Annotated in this window: 17 protein-coding genes; 9 read left to right on the top strand and 8 right to left on the bottom strand. The window is 63.5% G+C overall.

Annotation, left to right across the window (positions count from 1 at the left end; all coding sequences use genetic code 11):
- Positions 1–221: 221 nt before the first annotated feature.
- From KPG66_RS15955 to KPG66_RS15920, 8 genes are all read right to left on the bottom strand, one after another.
- Positions 222–1,370, bottom strand: coding sequence for an ABC transporter ATP-binding protein (locus tag KPG66_RS15955; protein ID WP_013428880.1), 1,149 nt, complete (start codon positions 1,368–1,370; stop codon positions 222–224).
- Complete coding sequence (locus tag KPG66_RS15950) at positions 1,367–2,020, bottom strand: ABC transporter permease (RefSeq protein ID WP_013428879.1); 654 nt, start codon at positions 2,018–2,020, stop codon at positions 1,367–1,369. Before KPG66_RS15950 ends, KPG66_RS15955 begins: the two co-directional genes overlap by 4 nt.
- 13 nt (positions 2,021–2,033) lie before the next feature.
- Positions 2,034–2,936, bottom strand: a complete 903-nt coding sequence (locus tag KPG66_RS15945; protein ID WP_013428878.1) for a glycine betaine ABC transporter substrate-binding protein — start codon at positions 2,934–2,936, stop codon at positions 2,034–2,036.
- Positions 2,937–2,955: 19 nt separating this feature from the next.
- Positions 2,956–3,672: an ABC transporter permease gene (locus KPG66_RS15940; RefSeq protein ID WP_041754882.1), complete on the bottom strand. Its 717-nt coding sequence runs from the start codon at positions 3,670–3,672 to the stop codon at positions 2,956–2,958.
- A 455-nt stretch (positions 3,673–4,127) separates the two neighbouring features.
- Positions 4,128–5,480: a sigma-54-dependent transcriptional regulator gene (locus KPG66_RS15935; protein WP_237071446.1), complete on the bottom strand. Its 1,353-nt coding sequence runs from the start codon at positions 5,478–5,480 to the stop codon at positions 4,128–4,130.
- A 46-nt stretch (positions 5,481–5,526) separates the two neighbouring features.
- Entirely contained in the window at positions 5,527–7,416 is a 1,890-nt protein-coding gene (locus tag KPG66_RS15930; protein WP_237071445.1) for a sensor histidine kinase, read from the bottom strand.
- A 61-nt stretch (positions 7,417–7,477) separates the two neighbouring features.
- Positions 7,478–8,761, bottom strand: a complete 1,284-nt coding sequence (locus tag KPG66_RS15925; protein WP_237071457.1) for a dicarboxylate/amino acid:cation symporter — start codon at positions 8,759–8,761, stop codon at positions 7,478–7,480.
- A gap of 518 nt (positions 8,762–9,279) precedes the next feature.
- Entirely contained in the window at positions 9,280–9,768 is a 489-nt protein-coding gene (locus KPG66_RS15920) for a hypothetical protein (RefSeq protein WP_237071443.1), read from the bottom strand.
- A gap of 190 nt (positions 9,769–9,958) precedes the next feature.
- Between KPG66_RS15920 and KPG66_RS15915 the strand changes: the two genes are divergently transcribed.
- From KPG66_RS15915 to KPG66_RS15875, 9 genes are all read left to right on the top strand, one after another.
- On the top strand, positions 9,959–11,731 hold the full coding sequence (locus KPG66_RS15915; RefSeq protein WP_237071441.1) for a cation:proton antiporter domain-containing protein: 1,773 nt from the start codon (positions 9,959–9,961) through the stop codon (positions 11,729–11,731).
- A gap of 255 nt (positions 11,732–11,986) precedes the next feature.
- Positions 11,987–12,640 carry a CDP-alcohol phosphatidyltransferase family protein gene (locus KPG66_RS15910; protein WP_370645094.1) on the top strand — a complete coding sequence of 218 codons (654 nt, stop codon included), beginning with the start codon at positions 11,987–11,989 and terminating at the stop codon, positions 12,638–12,640.
- Between the two features lie 71 nt (positions 12,641–12,711).
- Positions 12,712–13,431 carry a HalD/BesD family halogenase gene (locus tag KPG66_RS15905; protein WP_237071455.1) on the top strand — a complete coding sequence of 240 codons (720 nt, stop codon included), beginning with the start codon at positions 12,712–12,714 and terminating at the stop codon, positions 13,429–13,431.
- Positions 13,428–14,429 (top strand): lysylphosphatidylglycerol synthase domain-containing protein, encoded by a 1,002-nt coding sequence (locus tag KPG66_RS15900; RefSeq protein ID WP_237071439.1) that lies wholly within the window; start codon positions 13,428–13,430, stop codon positions 14,427–14,429. Before KPG66_RS15905 ends, KPG66_RS15900 begins: the two co-directional genes overlap by 4 nt.
- 86 nt (positions 14,430–14,515) lie before the next feature.
- Positions 14,516–15,292, top strand: coding sequence for a phosphocholine cytidylyltransferase family protein (locus KPG66_RS15895; RefSeq protein ID WP_013428867.1), 777 nt, complete (start codon positions 14,516–14,518; stop codon positions 15,290–15,292).
- 20 nt (positions 15,293–15,312) lie between these two features.
- Positions 15,313–17,007, top strand: coding sequence for a phosphoenolpyruvate mutase (gene aepX / locus KPG66_RS15890; protein ID WP_237071437.1), 1,695 nt, complete (start codon positions 15,313–15,315; stop codon positions 17,005–17,007).
- Positions 17,000–18,169, top strand: a complete 1,170-nt coding sequence (gene aepY, locus KPG66_RS15885; protein ID WP_237071435.1) for a phosphonopyruvate decarboxylase — start codon at positions 17,000–17,002, stop codon at positions 18,167–18,169. Before aepX ends, aepY begins: the two co-directional genes overlap by 8 nt.
- Entirely contained in the window at positions 18,169–19,248 is a 1,080-nt protein-coding gene (locus KPG66_RS15880) for a 2-aminoethylphosphonate aminotransferase (protein WP_237071434.1), read from the top strand. Before aepY ends, KPG66_RS15880 begins: the two co-directional genes overlap by 1 nt.
- A 114-nt stretch (positions 19,249–19,362) precedes the next feature.
- A partial coding sequence (locus KPG66_RS15875) for a 1-deoxy-D-xylulose-5-phosphate synthase N-terminal domain-containing protein (RefSeq protein WP_237071433.1) occupies positions 19,363–19,937 on the top strand: 575 nt, incomplete at its 3' end.

The following is a 19,937-nucleotide window of genomic DNA, read 5'->3' as shown; positions in this document are numbered from 1 at the left end:
CGGTGTGTAGCCGTGTGTGAGCACCCTATGCAACGGTCTTCGATACTGATGACACGCGACGTTGACGGGGTTGAGCCAGTGAAGTGCCGCAGGACAATTATGAGTGGCCGGCGCAGCGACTGACCGACAGATTGGCCAGTCGAATAGCGTTGCCGGCCAGTCGAACAACGTTTCGCTATCTTGAAGCAGTGTGCTTTGCCGGCCGGCCAAGCCGGCGAGGATTACATGCCAGCAGCGGTCGGCACGCCGCGCGAGCGGCCCGAACTCAAATATTCGGCAATCGAGTCCTGCGTGATTTCGCCGAGATAGCCGCCTTCCGGATCGACGACCGGCAACCACGGCGAGTTAACCTCGAACATCTTTGACAACACCACGCGCAGGTTATCCTCCGCATTCACGGTGGTCGCAAATTCACGCATTTTGTCGCCGCAACGTGCCGGGGTGGATGCGCCTTCACGCGCGGCACGACGCGATACGTAGCCTAGTGCGCGCCGCGCGTCGTCGGTGACCGTCACATAGCGATTGTCGGTATCATCCATGACGCTGAGCGCTTGGGCAAGCGGGGTATCGACGTGCACGGTTTGGGCGTGGGTTGCCGCGTCGCTCGCCTTGACCAGCAGCAGGCGCTTGAGTGTGCTGTCGTGGCCCACGAACGCGCTGACGAATTCGTCCTTGGGATGGGCAAGCAACGTGTCGGGATGATCGAACTGCACCAACTGGCCGCGCCGGAACACGGCGACCTTGTCGCCTAGCTTGATCGCCTCGTCGATATCGTGGCTGACCATGATCACCGTTTTCTTCAGCGCACGTTGCATTTGGAAAAATTCGTTCTGGATCGACTCACGGTTGATCGGGTCAACCGCGCCGAACGGCTCGTCCATCAACATCACAGGCGGATCAGCCGCGAGCGCGCGGATCACGCCGATGCGTTGTTGCTGACCGCCAGAAAGCTCGCGCGGATAGCGCTTTAGGTACAGCTTCGGGTCCAGCGCGACCATCGACATCAGTTCGGTCGCGCGCTCGCGATAGCGCGACTTGTCCCAGCCCAGCAGCCGTGGCACGACCGTGATGTTCTCCTCGATCGTCATGTTCGGGAACAAGCCGACTTGCTGGATCACGTAGCCGATGTGGCGACGCAGTTCCACTTCGTTGACGTTCGCGGTGTCCTCGCCGTTGAGCAGCACCCGGCCGCCGGTCGGCTGGATCAGCCGATTGATCATTTTCAATGTCGTGGTCTTGCCGCATCCCGAAGGGCCGAGAAAAATGCAGATTTCGCCCTCGGCAACGGTCAGGCTGACGGCGTCGACCGCCCGTACCGCACTGCCGTCCTTGCGCGTGAAGGTCTTCGTCAAGTGGTCAAGTTCGATCATGTCTTCGCTACTCCCTTCGGTGTCAATGCACGCTGCAGTGCGTGCAGCAGCAGGTCTGCGACGATGGCCAGCACGCTCACGAGCACCGCCCCGATCACCAGCCGCGTCATGTTGCTTTGGCTGATCGCGCGCAGTACCAACTCGCCGAGGCCTCCGGCACCGATGACTGCGGCAATGGTCATCACGCCGATGTTCATGACGACGGCCGTGCGTACGCCGCCGATGATTACCGGCACGGCGAGCGGTAGCTCGACGAGCCTGAGCCGTTGCCACCGCGTCATGCCGATGCCGGTACCCGCTTCGCGGATGCTAGGATCGACATTGCGCAGCGCCAGGTAGGTGTTGCGCATAATTGGCAGCAGCGAGTACAAGAATACCGCCACGATTGCGGGAGCGGGGCCGATGCCGGCACCCCAGCGCGACAGCAGCGGAATCATCAGGCCGAACAGCGCAATCGACGGCAGCGTGAGCACGATCGTCGCGCAGCCGAGCAACGGACCGGCCAACCAGGCGCATCGGTTGATCAGGATGCCGAGCGGCACGCCGACGAGAATCGCACAGCCCACGGCGGTACCAACCAGCGCGAGATGCTGCAAGGTGAGCGACGCCAGTTCCTGCCAGTTGTTCGAGAAATAGTTCATCAGGTCCATCGGTTCTCCTGGCTTAAGGCAACGCGTGCGTGCGTAGGAAATCGGCGGCGACTGCGCTGATCGATTCCTCGTCGATGTCCACGCGCTTGTTCATCTCAGACATCACTTCGCTGTTGATCTGCGCGGACAGTGCATCGAGTTGCTTCGCGAGTTCTGGGTGCTGGTCTAGCACGTCGCGGCGCACCACCGGCGTTGCGTTGTACGCTGGGAAAAAGCCGAGATCGTCGTCGAGCACCGTGATACCAAAGCCTTTGATGCGTCCATCGGTCGTGTAGACGAGTCCAAACATGGCTTGGTTGTTGTGCAACGCCGTGTAGACTAGCCCGGAGTCCATTTGCTTGATATCTGAGCGACGCAGTCGTAAGTCGTACAGCGCCTGCAATGGCCGCAACCCGTCGGGCCGGTTCGCAAACTCCGCGTCCATCGCAAACCAGTGCCGCTTGCGCGGGTCGTCCTGTTGGATCTTCGCGGCCAGTTGCGAGATCGTATGGATGCCGTCGCGTTTGGCGCGCTCGCTAGGCATCGCCAGCGCGTATGTGTTGTTTAGCGCCGACGGCTTGAGCCACACCAGGCCACGCGGTTTGTCCAGATCGCGTACGCGGCGGTACGCGGTCTGCGGATCGAGCTTCTCATGAATTCGGTTGTAGACGATCAGTGCCGTACCGGTGTAGTCCCATACGATGTCCAATTGCCGATTCTCGAGCGCGCTGCGCATCAGCACGCTGCCCAGGCCGCTGCGGCTCTCGACCGTGTAGCCGCGTGAGCGCAGGTATTGTGACGTGATTTCCGCGAGCAGCAATTGCTCGGTGAAATTCTTGCCGCCGACGACCAGCGTCGCTGCGTGTGCCGGTATCACGCCCGCCAGCGCGGTGCTGGCGAGCAGCCAAGCAATGACGCATTTAAGCAAACGGGTCATAAGTTCTCCTGTGCTTGCGTTACAGTGCCAGTCCGCGCCGCGCTAGCGCGGCGCGAGCGATGCCGGCAACGAGTGCGTCCAGCGCGAGCGCCAGCGCAGCAGTTGATGCGGCGCCCAACAGCAGCATGGCCGGATCATTTAGATAGATTCCCGGGAAAATCAATGTGCCGAGGCTATCGGCGCCAATCAGGAAAGCCAGCGGCGCGGTGCCAACATTGATGGCGAGCGCGGTGCGCACCCCGCCGATGATGATCGGCATCGCGTTGGGAAGTTCGACCTTGAACATTGATTGCAGCGATGTCATGCCCAGGCCACGCGCCGCCTCGCGCCACGCGGGCGGCACCGCGCGCATGCCTTCGTATGCGTTGCGGGCAATCGGCAACAACGACGCGAGCCACAGTGCGACGATCGCCGGCGCGGCGCCGATGCCCAGCACCGCGAGGGCCAGCGCGAGCACCGCCAATGACGGCACGGTGTTGCCCACGTTCAGCACCTGCATCAGCCGCTCCGCATGCCGTGGGTTCGACGCGCGGCTCAGCAAGATGCCCGCGGGGATGCCGGTGAGCAGCGCGAGCGCGATCGACGCGCCGACCAGCAGCAGGTGTGCGCCGGTGTAGTACAGTAGATCAGCGTGATACTTGCACAGCACATCCAGCCCGATTGCGCGGACCAGCGCTGTCACGATCAGTGTCAGCACGATGAAGCTCGACAATAGCTTCGCGCGACGACTCGTCATCGTTGAGTTCTCCTCGTGGGTTGCCGATACAGCACGCGCCCTAAAGCAAAGACAATGGCGGACCACGCGCGGGCACGAGGCCCGGCACGCTGGAGGCGGACGGCACAATGCCGTCACATGCTGCACGGTTGCCCGCTGCGCGGTCGCATGTGCGACGATGGCCGCTGGACGGGCAGAATGTCGTCCGTGGACGACTGGCGGAAGGACCGGGCGCAACGCGCCGCCGAGTCCACTAAAGCGCCCGGCACGGCCGGGCAGATGAAAGGGTCCGCCGATGTGGACCCACCTTTCATGCAACCGTATTGAAATTGCGCGAAAAAGCCTGAATTACGCAGTAATTACCACGATCTTGTATTGCAGACGATAACATTCTATTGAATATCCGCGCAAAAGTCCAGCGTTGGCAGGGAAAATGCAGTCACCGCCGTCCGAGCGTCGCTGGACGCAGGTTGTGCTCACGCCTCGCCGCGCGGGGTGAGCCCGTAGCGTTTGATCTTCTCGTACAGTGTCGCCTTACCGACTTGCAGGCGCTCGGCCGCAGTCGATACGGCACCGCCGTGCGCCTCCAGTGCCTGTGCGATCAGCGCGCGCTCGAACTGCTCGACGCGCTCTTTCAGGGGCTGCGCGTCGTTGTCCGCACGGATGGCGTGCCGCACATCGTCCAAGCCGATGCCGAGCACGAAGCGATCGGCGGCGTTGCGCAACTCGCGTGCGTTGCCCGGCCAGTCCTGCTGCATCAGCGCGTGCCGCTGCGCGTCGGTGAGCACGCGCGCCGGGCGCTGGTAGCGCACCGCTGCATCGAGCACAAAATGCTCGAACAGCGGCATGATGTCTTCGCGACGCTCGCTGAGCGGTGGCAGGGTGATTGTCACGACATTCAGGCGGTACAGCAGGTCGCGTCGGAACGTGCCGGCCGCCACATGCTCGTTCATGTTTCCCTTGGCCGCTGCAATGATTCGTACGTCACTGTGCACTGGCGTGTTCGAGCCCAGCCGTTCCAGTACACCATCTTGCAGCACGCGCAACAGCTTTGCCTGCAGCGCGAGCGGCATGCTTTCGACTTCGTCGAGAAACAGCGTGCCGCCCGATGCATATTCGAGCTTGCCGACGCGGCGTCGCGTCGCACCCGTGAAGGCGCCTTGCTCGTAGCCGAACATCTCCGACTCGAACATCGACTCGGGTAGTGCTGCGCAGTTGATCGCGACGAACGGTCGGTTGCGGCGCGCGGATTGTTCATGCAATGCCCGTGCGATCAATTCCTTGCCGGTGCCGGTTTCGCCGTTGATCAGCACGGCGGCATCGGTCGGCGCGACGTTGGCGATCATCGTGCGGACCTGGTCGATCGCCGCGCTCGTGCCGATGATGTGCACGGTGTCGGGACGCTGGGCCGCCAGCTCTCGGCGCAGTGCACGGTTCTCTAGTTGCAACGCGCGCCGTTCGAGCGCGCGGCGCACGGCATCGGCGAGGCGCTCCGACGAAAAGGGTTTTTCAATGAAGTCGTACGCGCCGTCGCGCATCGCCTGCACCGCCATTGAGATATCGCCATGACCCGTGACGACGATCACGGGCACATCCGGCGCCCGCTCGCGCATCAGCGACAGCAGTTCCAGGCCGCTCGCCCCGGGCAGCCGGACATCCGTGACAATCGCGCCGGGCACGCTGGCGCCGGCAGCGTGCATCGCGTCTAGCGCGGCTTCTACGCTCGGATAGCCGGTCACGTCGAAGCCGCCGAGCATCAGGCTCTGGACGTTGGCGTGCCGTACCAGCTCGTCGTTTTCAATGAACAATACCTGCAAGCCGTCGGTCATGGTCGTGGTTGTTCATGCGGTGGTCAATGGCGTGGGTGATGCGTGGTCATGCCGGCGCGTCCTGGCTCGAGCGCGCATACGCGCGTGGCAGCGTCATCACGAAGCATGCGCCGCGCGCCGTCGCATCACGATCCTTGTCGCGCGCGGTGGCCACGCTTAGCGTGCCGCCCGCGTCGCGCACGATCGACGCGGCAATCGCCAGCCCGAGCCCCAGCCCTTGCCCCATTTCCTTGGTGGTGAAAAATGGCTCGAACAGCCGGGGCAGCACGTCGGCGGCGATGCCGGGACCGTTGTCGATGACGGCGATCGCTACGACGTCGGGGCGCGTGTCGACTTCGATGATAATGCGCGCCGTCGGGTGGCTGGCGAGCGCATCGGCTGCGTTGCCGATCAGGTTGATCAGCGCCTGCTCGACGCGCAGGTCATCACATCGCACAGCGGGCGACGTATTAAGTGCATTCAAATCGAACGGCGCGCGCTTGCCACCGGCGTGCACACTCACGACTCGCACGTCGATGCCGGCAAGCTTGTCGCGCAACATCACCAATGCGTTGCGCAGCGCCTGCGCGACGATAGCGTGTGCATCGCGCGGGCGCCGCTTGCTGACGAATAGTTTCAACTGGTTCGTGATGCGCCCCATCCTGTCAATCAGTATCGCGATGGCCTGCAGGTTCTCGCGTGCCGCATCCAGCGCGTTACGCTCGATTAGCACCCGTGTGTTATCCGAAAACGTGCGCAGCGCGGCGAGCGGCTGGTTCAGCTCATGGGTGATGCCAGCGGCCATTTGCCCGAGTGCAGCCAGTTTACTGGCTTGCACGAGTTCGTCTTGTGCAGCGCGCAGTTCCGCTTCCGCGCGCGTGCGCTCGCTGACTTCGCGCGTGAGTTGCTCGTTGGCTGCCGACAGGTCCGCGGTGCGCTCCGCGACGCGCTGGTTCAACTCTGCATAGGCGCTCTGCAGCATCCGGCGACCGTACTCCATTTCGCGCAGCTTGGCCCGTCGTAGCCGCCAGTAAAAGCCCAACAGCGCGGCAATCAGCAGCGCCAAACCGGTCGCCACCGTCATCGCGCGCGCCCGTGCATCGACATCGTCCAGCGGCGACAGTACCGTCAACTGCCAGCCAAGCTCGCTCAGCGGCTGTTCGGTTTGTAGATACAGCGGTGCCGGTGGGCCCGAGCCGAACCGTACTAGCTCCGCCCCTGCCGCGCGCGTGCGCACCTTGGTCAGCGGCAACGGCTTCAACGGCTCGTCACTGTACTGCTCGGTGTCGCGAATCCATGCCGACGCCTGGTTCGACAACGGGCGCGTCGTATGGTACCGCCACGATGGGATCGATGACAGGATGACGATACCGTTGGCATCGGTGACGAACAGCGGCTCGGACCGGTCTTGCGGCGGGAACCAGCTCAGGTCGATCTTGATCACCACGACGCCGATTTGAGTCCCATTGTATGAGACCGGCTGGGAAATATAGTAGCCGGCCTGATGCGAGCGCGTGCCGATCCCGAAAAAGTGGTCCTCGCGTCCCGCGACCGCGGCGACGAAGTATGGCCGGAAAACATAGCGCATCCCGACGAAGCTGTCGGGTTCGCGCCAGTTGCTGGCTGCTACGCACAGGCCGTCGCCGGTGATCAGGTAGGCTTGTGACGCCTTCGAGCGCTGTGCGATTTCCTCCAGGTAGCGATTCGCGCGGGCGACCGCTTCACCGTTTGGCTGCCGCAGCGCATCCTGCACCAGAGGATGCGTGGAGAGCAGGTACGGTAGGGGCTCGTAGCGGTCCAGCGCGGCTTGCAGTGTGGCGCTCGTGCGTGCCGCGCGCGCGGCCGACGCCTCGCGCAAGCGGTCGATCGCATGGGTGCGCGCGCTCGACCAGGCCGCGACGCAGCTTGCGATGATAACCGCGGCGAGCACCAGCAATACGGCGGTACGGCGTAGCACGGCGAGATGTCAGGAGAGCAGCGGATGGGTGCATCATTGTGGCACAACGCCGTGCGCTCGCCTATGCGGTCGCTTCCGCTTCGATGCTTGCCGGCTGGCGCATCACGCGCTTGAGCTTGTCGCGATCGAGCTCATGCTCCCACGCGGACACGACGACCGTTGCCACGCCATTGCCGATGATGTTGGTCAGCGCACGACACTCGCTCATGAAGCGGTCGATGCCAAGGATCAGCACCATGCCGGCGAGCGGAATCGTCGGCACGACTGCCAGCGTCGCGGCGAGCGTGATGAACCCGGCGCCGGTGACGCCGCTCGCGCCTTTGGATGTGAGCATCGCGACGGCCAGCAGTGTCAGCTGCTGGCCCCATGTCAGGTCAGTATGGGTCGCCTGTGCAATGAACAGAACGGCCATCGTCATATAAATGTTCGTGCCGTCGAGATTGAACGAGTAACCGGTCGGCACGACCAGGCCGACGACCGAGCGCGAGCATCCGAGCTTCTCGAGCTTTTCCATTAGGTGCGGCAGCGCCGCCTCGGACGAACTGGTGCCGAGCACGATCAGCAACTCCTCCTTAATGTAGCCGAGAAAACGCACGATGCTGAAGCCGACGGCACGCGCAATCGTGCCGAGCACAACCAGCACGAACAGCAATGACGTCAGGTAAAACGTGCCTATTAGCTTGAGCAGCGGCAGCAGCGAGCCGACCCCGTACTTGCCGATCGTGAACGCCATTGCGCCGAACGCGCCGAGCGGTGCAACCTTCGTAATCAGGTGCACCATGCCAAAGAACACCTGCGAGATGCTGCTGATGAATGCGGACACTTTGGCGCCGCGCTCGCCCAGGTGGGCCAGCACACTACCGAACAGGATCGCGATTAGCAGGATTTGAAGGATGTCGCCTTGCGCGAAGGCGCTAAAGAATGTGTCGGGGATCAGGTGTATCAGGAAATCGACTGTCGTCTGGCCATGCGCTTTTTGCACATATATCGACGCCGCCTTGCTGTCGAGCGTGGCCGGATCGACGTTCAAGCCCACGCCGGGCTTTAGGATATGCGTAGCGGCCAGGCCGATCAGCAGGGCGAACGTCGAGACGACCTCGAAGTACAGCAACGCCTTGCCGCCGACGCGGCCCACCTTCTTCATGTCCTGCATGCCGGCGATGCCGGACACCACGGTGCAGAAAATGATCGGTCCGATCACCAGCTTGATCAGCTTGATGAACGCGTCACCCAGCGGTTTCATTTGTATCGCTAATTGTGGGTAGTAATGGCCTAGCAGGATGCCCAATGCGATGGCAAATAGCACCTGGACGTAAAGGACCTTGTAGAGGGGTTTTTTCACGATAGATACCCTTATCGTTTGTGATAAGAATCGCAGGCCCGGACAGGTTTGTCACAGGCGTGCGCGGATAACGCGTTGCGTGCGCTGCGCGGGTTCAGCGTGAGCGGGAACGACGAACGGACATGCGATGTCTCCTGGCTGTAGTTGTGTCTTGGCTTGGTGGCCGTGGGCACTTATGTGCAAGGCTGATGCCAACCTCGTCCGATTGGTATAAGTCTTTGACTGTTAAGGGTTATGAGGATGAAATGAAATGCCGTATTTTCCGGATTTCTGGAAAGTGTCGATGGGGAATCTGGATATCCAGAATGCATTGACAAGATCCCTTTGGCTTGAATGCGGGAAGGCTATAGCGCGAGTGTCGGCGCTGATCCTGCGTTGAAGCGTTGAGTTCACGGCCCTCGATTTGCGCGAGATGAAGCGGCATCTCGCCGGATCGGCATTGGCCCATCGACATTGACCCGTATGGCGCGTGGGCGCGTGCATCGACAAGTAGCAGGGTGGCATATCGCTGTGGCGATGCGCTACTTCGCGGATAGCGCGGCTAGCAGGTTCATCACCATGTTCGGCGTAAAGGTAAACGGCACCCAACCATAGCCGGTATGGCGGAACACGACAAGTTTCGAGCCATTGTTGCGTGATTGCGTGGCGATCGCCGGATCCTGTGTTGCCGCGAAGCGCCAGCCCGGCGGCAGTGCAGCGGGCGGCTCAGGCGTCATCGAGGCACGCGCGATCGCTAGCTCCTCAATGATCGCTGAAATATCGGCGGGTCCGAGCGTAACGGAGTGCTCGCCGAGTGTCACGACGATTTCGTTTTGCGATGGACGATTGAAGTGCAACTGAGGCGGTGTGGGATCATTGGCTGTTTCTTTTGTCGAGTCAGCCGGAGTTGCTGAAGTCGCCGAAGCCGCCGAAGCCGCTGAAGCCGCCGGAGCCGCCGGAGCCGCCGGCACGGCGCTGGCGAGGCGGTCAATCAGCCGTTGCACCGCGTCGATCTGTTCGTGAAGCTCCATACTGCTGCCCTGATTGAGATGGGACGGCAATTTTACTCGACGCGCCGGGCACGGTGCTCGGCCAGCCCATCGCGCGTCATTTTTGTGCGTAATTCCAGCCATTTCTAGCACGTCGATCGCCATAGAGACGTTAAGCTCCCGTATCATTAAGGCTTTTGTAAGCTTATCCCCGGATTTTTGAAGGAGTCGCATGCCTCACGACATCAGCCTCATCACCCTGATCGCAACCGGGCTCGGGCTCGCGATGATCCTCGGCTACGCCGCGTCGTGGTTTAGGATGCCGCCGCTCGTCGGTTACCTGTTGGCCGGCGTGCTGTGCGGACCTGCGACGCCGGGTTTTGTCGGCGACGTGGCGCTTGCTGGCCAGCTTTCCGAGATCGGTGTGATGCTGCTGATGTTCGGCGTCGGCCTGCATTTCTCGCTCGACGACCTGCTGGCCGTCAAGCGCATCGCCGTGCCCGGCGCAATCGTCCAGATCGCGGTGGCGACGGCGCTCGGCATGGCCACGGCGATGTGGTGGGGCTGGCCGATTGGCGTGTCACTCGTCTTCGGGCTGGCGCTATCGGTGGCCAGCACCGTTGTGTTGCTGCGTGCGCTGGAGGCGCGCGGCCAGCTTGATTCGGCCAACGGCCGTATTGCGGTCGGTTGGCTGGTCGTCGAGGACCTGGTCATGGTGCTCGTGCTGGTGTTGCTTCCACCGTTGGCTGGCCTGCTTGGCGGCTCGTTGGACGGCAACCATGGTGCGGAATTGACGCAGGCGCGCGCCGCCGCGCCGCAGCCCAGCCTGTGGGCAATGGTTGGCGTAACGTTCGCGAAGGTCGCCGCCTTCATCGCACTGATGCTGGTGGTTGGCCGCCGGGTGTTCCCGCGCCTGTTGTTCCTGGTGGCCCGCACCGGTTCGCGCGAGCTATTCACATTGTGCGTGATTGTCGCCGCAGTGGGCGTGGCGTACGGCTCGGCACGTCTGTTCGATGTGTCGTTCGCGCTGGGCGCATTCTTCGCTGGCATGATGATGCGCGAGTCCGAGTTCAGCCATCGCGCGGCGGACCAAACGTTGCCGTTGCGCGATGCGTTCTCGGTACTGTTCTTCGTATCGGTCGGCATGCTGTTCGATCCTCATGTGCTGATCAACGCGCCGTTACACGTGCTCGGCGTGGTCGCGATCATCATGGTCGGCAAGACAGTGGCGGCGGTGGCGCTGGTGCTCGCCTTCCGCTATCCGCTGAATAGCGCGTTGACCGTCGGCGCGAGCCTTGCGCAAATCGGCGAGTTCTCGTTCATCCTGGCCGGACTGGGGATGTCGCTCGGCTTGTTGCCGAAAGAGGGGCAGGACTTGATCTTGGCCGGCTCGTTGATCTCCATTGCGTTGAATTCGCTCGTGTTCGCCGCGATCGAGCCGGCGCAGGCATGGATCCGTAATCGTTCCAGCCTGGCGCGACGGATGGAGTGCCGCGAAGATCCGCTCGCCGCGCTGCCGATGACGGTGCCGCAGGCGCACCTGACCGGCCAAGTTGTGATCGTCGGCTATGGCCGGGTCGGCCGCCGTGTCGCGCAGACGCTGGCCATGCATCGGATCCCCTATGTGGTGGCCGAACAGCATCGCGATATCGTCGAGAAGCTGCGCGCCGAGCAGGTGCCCGCTGTGTGCGGCGACGCGTCCGATCCGATGGTGCTGGTGCAGGCGCACGTCGCACGCGCCGGAATGCTGGTGGTGACGTTGCCGGACACCTTCGATGTTCGCAAGATCGTCGACACCGCCCGCACGCTGAACCCGTCTATCGAAGCGGTGTTGTGCACCGATAACGACGACGAGGCCGCGTTGCTCGAATCAGAGCGAGTCGGCACCGTGTTTATTGGGGATAGCGAGTTGGCGCGCGGCATGACCGCGCACGTGCTGTCGCGGATGACGAGCGCCGCGACCGGGGTGGGCGTCGATGCCACCAGCGCGTCGAGCCATCTGTGATGACGGCTACATCGAGTTTGGCCGGATGTCAAGTCGTGGGGCGAAGCATAACAATGTTGGCCGAATAGGGGTAAAAGTTATCAACAGTTTCTGTGGATAAACCTGTGGTGAACCCAGCCGAAACCTAGTCAATCTGGGGTTCCCCTCGGCATCGCCGCGTTGCGTACGTGGCCCTGGACTGCAATGGGCGCACAGAAGGGATATATTTCCGGGATGGAAAAAAGACAGAACATGGCATTCGGGACGTCATCCGACATGCCAGCGCCGCCTCGGCAATGGGATGCACGGCTCGCTCGCCGGCTCGTGATGCCCCTGAAAGACACCTCGGTCACGCCGAACCACCTGACGACGCTGCGCCTGTTGATCGGCTTGGCCGGCGCGGCGGCGCTGGCCGCCGGCGGATACGGCTGGGCCAACGTCGGCGCGTTGCTGATCGTGTTGTCCAATTTCGTCGACCATACGGACGGCGAGTTGGCCCGCATCAGCGGTAAATCGAGTCGGCTGGGCCACTTCTACGACCTGGCGGCAGACGCGCTGGTCACAATCGGGTTGTTCGTCGGCATGGGGTTGGGTGTCCCCGCCGATGCACACGCGTCGCTGCCGGCGGTGCCCGTGTGGCTCGGTTGGGTGGCCGGCCTCGCCGTGGCATTGATTTTCTTCTTGCGCATGCGCATCGAGCAGCGTGCGGGCAAGGCTGGCACGCGCCAGGCGTTTTTGGCCGGCTTCGAAACCGAGGACGTACTTTACCTGCTGCCGTTGGTCACGTTGCTGGATGGCGTGACGCCGTTCCTGTTGGTGGCGGCAATCGGCGCGCCGCTGTTCGCGGCGTGGGTCGCGCTTGACTACCGCCGCACGATGCGACGGGGCACGCAGACTGCCGCGGCGAGCCATTGCGGCTCGGCGCCATGAATGCCACGGCCGGGCTGGCCCGCGACGGCGCGGGCGTCGGACATCAGTGCAGCACGATAGTGGACGCGTCGATGCACGAGCGTATCGCGACGCTCGATACCGAGCGGCTGCGCGAGACGTTCGGCGAGCAGGGCGCGTTCTTGTTCCTCGACACATTCCTGGCGCCGGACATGACCACCCGGCTGGTGGACGCGGTGCGCCGGGTCGACGGCGAAGTGAATCGCAACTACCTGCCTGGGCACAAGCAGGGCGGCAGTGTCAGCAGGCATACGATCGACCGGCTTGCACCGGTGATCGCCCAATTGTATCGTTCGCCGGCGTTGATTCGCTGGCTGGAGGCACTGTGCGGAGACCGCCTGATGGCCTGTCCCGACACGGATCCCCATGCATACGCACTCTACTTCTATACCAAGCCCGGCGATCATATCGGCTGGCACTACGATACGTCGTACTACCATGGCCGGCGGTACACGCTGCTGCTGGGCGTGGTTGACGAATCGTCGTGCAAGCTGGAATACCGGCTGCACACTCGCGAGCCGGGCCTGCCCGTCGTCGAGGCGGCAGTGCAGTTGCCGCCCGGCGGGCTGGTCTTTTTCGATGGAGACAAGCTGCAGCATCGGATCACGCCGCTGGGCGTGAACGAGAGGCGCGTATCGTTGACATTCGAGTACGTGACCGATCCGAGCATGGGGCGGCTCCAGCGGTTCGTATCGAACATGAAGGACGCGATCGCCTACTTCGGTTTCCGGCAAGTATTCCGGCAGTGGGCCGGCAAGCGAACACGCACATGACACGTGCAGCGTGGATTTCGTTGACGATCGGCGCGTCGCTGTTCGTCGCGCTACTGGCATGGCAGGGTATCGCACCGTTGATGGCCGCGTTGTCGGCCGCCGGCTTCGGCTTGCTGCTCGTAGCCGCGTTCCATGGTTTGCCGGTGGTGGTCGATGCGGCGGCGATCCGTGTGCTGGCGGGTGACCGCGGCGGCGTGACGATCGGTGACGCAGTGCTGACGCGCTGGGCCGGCGAATCGGTCAACAGCTTACTGCCGGCCGGCCAGATCGGCGGGCCGTTGCTGATGGTGCGGCATCTGGCGCAGCGTCGATTGTCGCTACCGGAATCGGCGGCGGTGATTACCGTCAGCACGACGTGGCAAACGATCGCGCAAGTCGTGTTTGCGTTGCTGGGCCTGGCCGTGTTCGCGGCTGATGCGGCGCATGGTGCACTTGGCAATCTGCGCACGCCGTTGCTGGCTGCGAGCACGGGCTTTGCGCTGCTGCTGTACGGTTTTTACATGGCGCAACGGCGGCGCTTGTTCGGGCGGCTGTCGCGCGTGATGTCCAAGCTGTCGGCGCGACGCGACTGGTCAGCGCTTTTCGATCGCGCCGATGCGGTGGATGCGCACGTGGCCGCGCTGTATCGGCAGCCGCGTGCGGTGGCGGTAAGCTTCGCATTGAGCCTGTCCGGCTGGATCGTTGGCACCGGGGAAGTCTGGCTGATCCTAAAGCTGATTGGACATCCGGTCGGCTGGGGCGACGCACTGTTGCTCGAGAGCATCGGGCAGGCCATCCGCGGCGCAGCGTTCATGATCCCGGGCTCGCTTGGGGTGCAGGAGGGCGGGTACTTGCTGCTTGCGCCGCTGGTCGGCTTGCCGCCGGACACGGCCCTCGCGCTGTCGCTAGCCAAGCGCGCCCGCGAGATCCTGCTTGGCGTGCCGGGGCTGGTGTATCTGCATTTTTCCGAGCATCGCTGGCAACGCCGCCGTGCTGTGCGCATGCCGGCAGCCGACTAGTGTGTCGGGTAGCGCAACGCGTCGATTTGGGCGCCTCGCCCGGATCTGCAAATCAACAGCCGTAGAAGAATCACACGGGAGTATCAATGCGCGCCATTATTCTCGCTGCGGGCCGCGGCCTGCGCTTGGTCCAGCCCGAGAACAAGCAGTTGCCCAAATGCCTGCTACAGTTCGACGGCATGACACTGCTCGAGCGCCATTTGCAGTTGCTCAGGGCGGTCGGTGTGGGCGAAATCGTATTGGCCCTAGGCTTTCACCACGAGACGATCGAGGCCGAGTTGCTGCGCCTGGGTTGGGCGCCGCCGCCGCGCATCGTGCTTAACCCGGATTACGAGTTGGGCAGCGTGCTGACGGTGCACGTGGTATCCGACGCGCTGTGCGCGGGTGGGGATGTGTTGCTGATGGATGCCGACGTGCTGTATGACGAGCGTATCATGGCGCCGCTGGTGGCCGGCAAGCATGTGAACCGGTTGCTGATTGATCGTGATGTCGAGCCGGGCGACGAACCAGTCAAGCTGTGCTTGCGCGACGGGGTGCCCATCGAGTTGCGCAAGCAGGTCGCGGCCGACCTGCGATACGACACGATGGGCGAGTCGGTGGGGTTCTTCCGCCTGACTGAGGGGGCCGCGCAACGTCTGGCGCAGATCGCTGCCGACTATGTCGGCAGCGGCCGCGCGAACTTGCCACACGAGGAAGCGCTGCGGGACCTGCTGCTCGAGCGCAGCCATGTCTTCGAAGCGGCCGACGTGACCGGTGCGCCATGGATCGAAATCGATTTTGCCGCGGATGTCGAGCGCGCGCGAACGCAGGTACTGCCCTTGCTGCAGCCGGTGGTCGTGGCGAGCACGAACGCATCACGTTGAGACAGGAGCTGGTTGAATTCATGAACGCCCCCGATACCTTTGTCGCACGCGCGCCAAGCCGTGCGGCGCGGCTGCGCCGCATGCTGACCTCCGATAAGCTGGAATTCATGATGGAGGCGCACAATGGGCTGTCTGCGCGGATCGTGCGCGAAGCGGGCTTTGACGCCATCTGGGCGTCGGGCCTAGCGATCTCGGCGCAATACGGCGTGCGCGACAACAATGAGGCAAGCTGGACACAGGTGGTCGACACGCTGGAATTCATGGTCGATGCGAGCGACCTACCGATTCTGCTCGACGGCGATACCGGCTACGGCAATTTCAACAACGTGCGGCGGCTGGTCAAAAAGCTGGAGCAGCGCGGCGTGGCCGGCGTATGCATCGAGGACAAGCAATTCCCGAAGACCAACAGCTTCATCGGCGGCGAACGGCAGCCGCTAGCGGACGTTGACGAGTTCTGCGGCAAGATCAAGGCCGGCAAGGATTCGCAGGGCGACCCGGACTTTTCGATTGTCGCGCGGGTCGAGGCGTTGATTGCCGGTTGGGGCATGGACGAGGCGCTGCGCCGCGCCGAGGCGTATCACGCGGCCGGGGCTGATGCGATTCTGATCCACAGCAAGCTGGCGCGAGCCGACGAAATCGTGGCATTTGCACGTGAATGGGCCCATCGTGCTCCGTTGGTGATCGTGCCGACGAAGTACTACAGTACGCCGACGCAGGTCTTCCGCAATGCGGGTATCAGTGTCGTGATTTGGGCGAATCACTTGATACGCGCGGCCACGTCGGCGATGCAGGCCGTCGCCAAGGAAATTCACGACAGCGAGACGCTGGTCGGCGTCGAGGACCGGATCGCGTCGGTCAATGAGATTTTCCGCTTGCAAGGCGCGGACGAATATTCGGCCGCCGAGCGCGTCTATCTGACCGCACGCGCGCCGCGCACGGCGCTCGTGTTGGCCGCGAGCCGGGGGCGTGGACTGGAGGCGGTCACCGCGCAGCGGCCCAAGGTGATGTTGCCCATCGCGGGTAAGCCGTTGCTACGTTGGCTCGTCGATGGCTTCAAGAAGCAGGGCGTGAACGATATCACGGTCGTGGGCGGCTACCGTGCCGATGCGATCGACACGGCGGGCATTCGCCTGGTGGTCAACGAGCGGCACGAGACGACCGGCGAGCTGGCGTCGCTCGCGTGTGCGACGCAGGCGTTCGAGCACGATACCGTCATCTCGTATGGTGATCTATTGTTTCGCAGCTATATCCTGCACGACCTGGTCGAAAGCGATGCACACTTTTGCGTGATCGTCGATTCGTCGCAGACGCAGCCGACCAACCAGAGCGTGCGCGATTTCGCGTACTGCTCCAGTGGCGACGACCGGGGCCTGTTCGGGCAGAAGGTCGTGCTGCGGCGCGTGAGCAGCGAGGCAACCGCGCCGGATGGCACGGCGCCGCACGGGCGCTGGATTGGCCTGCTGGGCGTGCGTGGTGAAGGACGCGAGAAACTTCAGCGTATTTTTGCGACGCTGCGCGAGCGCGGCGACTTCGATTCACTGGACATGCCGGCGCTGCTCAATGCGCTGGTTGATGCCGGTGAGCAGATCGAAGTGCAATATGTGCACGGACACTGGCGTGGCGTTAATGACCTGGACGATTTTCGCCGGGCGGCGGATTTCGCCCATACGCAGGTCCCGATCGCGGAGGCGAGCGCCGGAGGCGGCAATGATTGACGCGGCGCAGTTCGTCGACGCGGCGCGCGAACGCGGATTTGACTGGTACGCGGGTGTGCCGTGCTCGTTCTTGACGCCTTTCATCAACTACGTGTTGCAGGCGCCGTCGCTGCATTACCTGAGTGCAGCAAACGAGGGTGATGCGGTGGCGCTGATTGCAGGCGCGACGCTGGCCGGCCGGCGCGGTGTCACGATGATGCAGAACTCCGGGCTCGGCAACGCCGTCAGTCCGCTGACTTCGCTGACTTGGACGTTCCGGCTGCCGCAGTTGTTGGTCATCACCTGGCGTGGCCAGCCAGGCGTGGCTGATGAGCCGCAGCACGCGTTGATGGGGCCGATCACCCCGGTCATGCTCCAGACGATGGAGATTCCATGGGAGACTTTTCCGACCGACGCAGGCAGTATCCGTGCGGCGCTGGACCGAGCGATCGCGCATATGGACGCCACCGGTCGGCCCTATGCGCTGGTCATGCAGAAGGGGAGCGTCGCACCCTATCCGCTGCGCGGCGCCACGGCCCGCGCACGGCGCGCGGCGGTGCCGATCGAATCGATGCTACGCGGCGTGACGCGTGAAGGATTGCCGTCGCGCAGCGACGTACTGCGTGCGGTGATCGACGCAACACCGGCGCAGGGCAGCGTGGTATTGGCGTCCACCGGTTTCTGTGGTCGCGAACTGTATGCGCTGCACGACCGGCCAAACCAGTTGTACATGGTTGGCTCGATGGGTTGCGTGATGACGATCGCGCTCGGACTCGCGCTGGCACGGCCTGACCTGCGCGTGGTGGCGCTCGATGGCGATGGGGCCGCGTTGATGCGCATGGGCGCGTTTGCGACGCTGGGCGCTTATGGGGCATCCAACCTCGTGCATATCGTGCTAGACAACGGCGTGCACGATTCGACCGGTGGCCAGGCGAGCGTATCACCTGGCATGTCGTTCGCGGGCGTGGCCGCGGCGTGCGGGTACGGGCTCGTGATTGACGGGGACGATCTCGGTGTGCTGCGGCGGGTTTTCAACGCCGAGCCGCTTGGCGACGGGCCACGTTTCGCATGTATCAAAATACGGCCCGGCTCGCCAGAGAACCTGCCACGACCGTGCGTGACGCCAGAGCAAGTGAAGGAGCGTTTGATGAACCACATCGCGCAGTGTGCGGGAGGCCGCTGATGCTATTACTGAACCCGGGGCCGGTCACGCTGACGGAGCGCGTACGACAGAGCTTGCTGCAGCCCGACCTATGCCATCGCGAGCCCGAATTCTACGATTTGCAGCAAGAGGCGCGCGAACAGTTGGTGGGCGTCTATGCGCTTGACTCCGCCGAATGGCAAGCAGTCCTGATGACTGCGTCGGGCACGGGCGCGGTGGAGAGCATGGTTGCCGCGTTGGTACCCGAGCATGGCCGCTTGCTGGTGGTCGAGAACGGTGTATATGGCGAGCGGATCACGCACATCGCGCGTCACTATCGGATTGACCACGAGGTAGCCGCGCATCGATGGATCGACGCGCCCGATGTCCAGGCGTTGGCGGCGCGGCTGGATGACGCAGCGCGTGCGCAACGGCCGTTCACCCACGTTGCGTTGGTGCACCATGAGACGACCACGGGCCGTTTGAACGAACTCGGTGGCGTGCTCGCCGCGTGCCGCGCCCGCGGCGTCGGCGTGCTGCTGGATGGCGTCAGCAGCTTCGGCGCGGAGGCCATCGACTTTGCCGACCCTGCGCTCGTCGCGGTTGCGGCGACAGCGAACAAATGTTTGCATGGGGTGCCCGGGGCATCATTCGTCGTGGTGCGTCGCGCGGCGCTGGCCGACGCGGCAAGCCGGGCGTTTTACCTGGACCTCGGGCGGCTGGCGCGCTTGCAGGACGAGCGCAATACACCGTTCACGCCGTCGGTGCACGCGTATTACGCGCTGGTCGAGGCACTGCGCGAGCTGGAGGACGAGGGCGGCTGGCGCGAGCGTCATGCGCGTTATCGCAAGCTGGCCGAGCAAGTGCGCGACGGCTTGGCGCGACTAGGCGTGGATGGCGTACTGTCGCCGCAGGAATCGTCTGTCGTGCTGCGCGCGTACCGCTTGCCGCCGAAGATCGACTACGCCCAGCTGCACGATGCATTGAAGCTGCATGGATTCGTCATTTATGCGGGGCAGGGCGGCTTGTCGGCCGAGTTGTTCCGCATCTCGACGATGGGCAATCTGACAGCGCATGACATGGACCGGCTGCTGCGCGCGTTCGGGCAGTGGCTGGTGTGAGGCGGCACGCATCGCCCCGGCCCAGGCGCGACGACACAGCCCGGCTCCGGTGTGGCAGCACAGAAAAATCGACACAGCAGGCCGGCACAGCCTGGCGTCAGTACGGCTAACCCAATGACTCTACTACTTCCCACGATCGACCATCCTGCCCAGTTGCGTTCGCTGTCGCGCACAGATTTGAAGGCGCTGGCCAACGAGCTTAGGGCCTTCGTGCTCGACAGCGTGTCGCGTACCGGTGGCCACTTGTCGTCCAATCTTGGCACTGTCGAGTTGACGATCGCGCTGCACTACGTGTTCGACACGCCGAAGGACCGGATTGTCTGGGACGTCGGCCATCAAACCTATCCGCACAAGATCCTGACCGGACGGCGGGACCAGATGAGCACGCTGCGCCAGTGGAACGGCATATCGGGTTTCCCTCGCCGCTCGGAGTCGCAGTTCGATGCGTTCGGTACCGCCCATTCGAGCACGTCGATCTCGGCGGCGCTGGGCATGGCAGTGGCAAGCCAGCTTAAGGGCGAGCATCATCGTGCGATCGCGGTGATCGGCGACGGGGCGATGACCGCCGGTGAAGCGTTCGAGGCGCTGAACAACGCCGGCGTGTGCGAGGACATCCCGTTGCTGGTGGTCCTGAACGACAACGACATGTCGATTTCGCCGCCGGTTGGCGCACTGAACCGGTACCTTGC

Source organism: Mycetohabitans sp. B2, assembly GCF_021733735.1.
Lineage (GTDB): Bacteria > Pseudomonadota > Gammaproteobacteria > Burkholderiales > Burkholderiaceae > Mycetohabitans > Mycetohabitans rhizoxinica.
The sequence above is the reverse complement of the archived record's forward strand: the minus strand, read 5'-3'. Positions and strand labels throughout refer to the sequence as shown.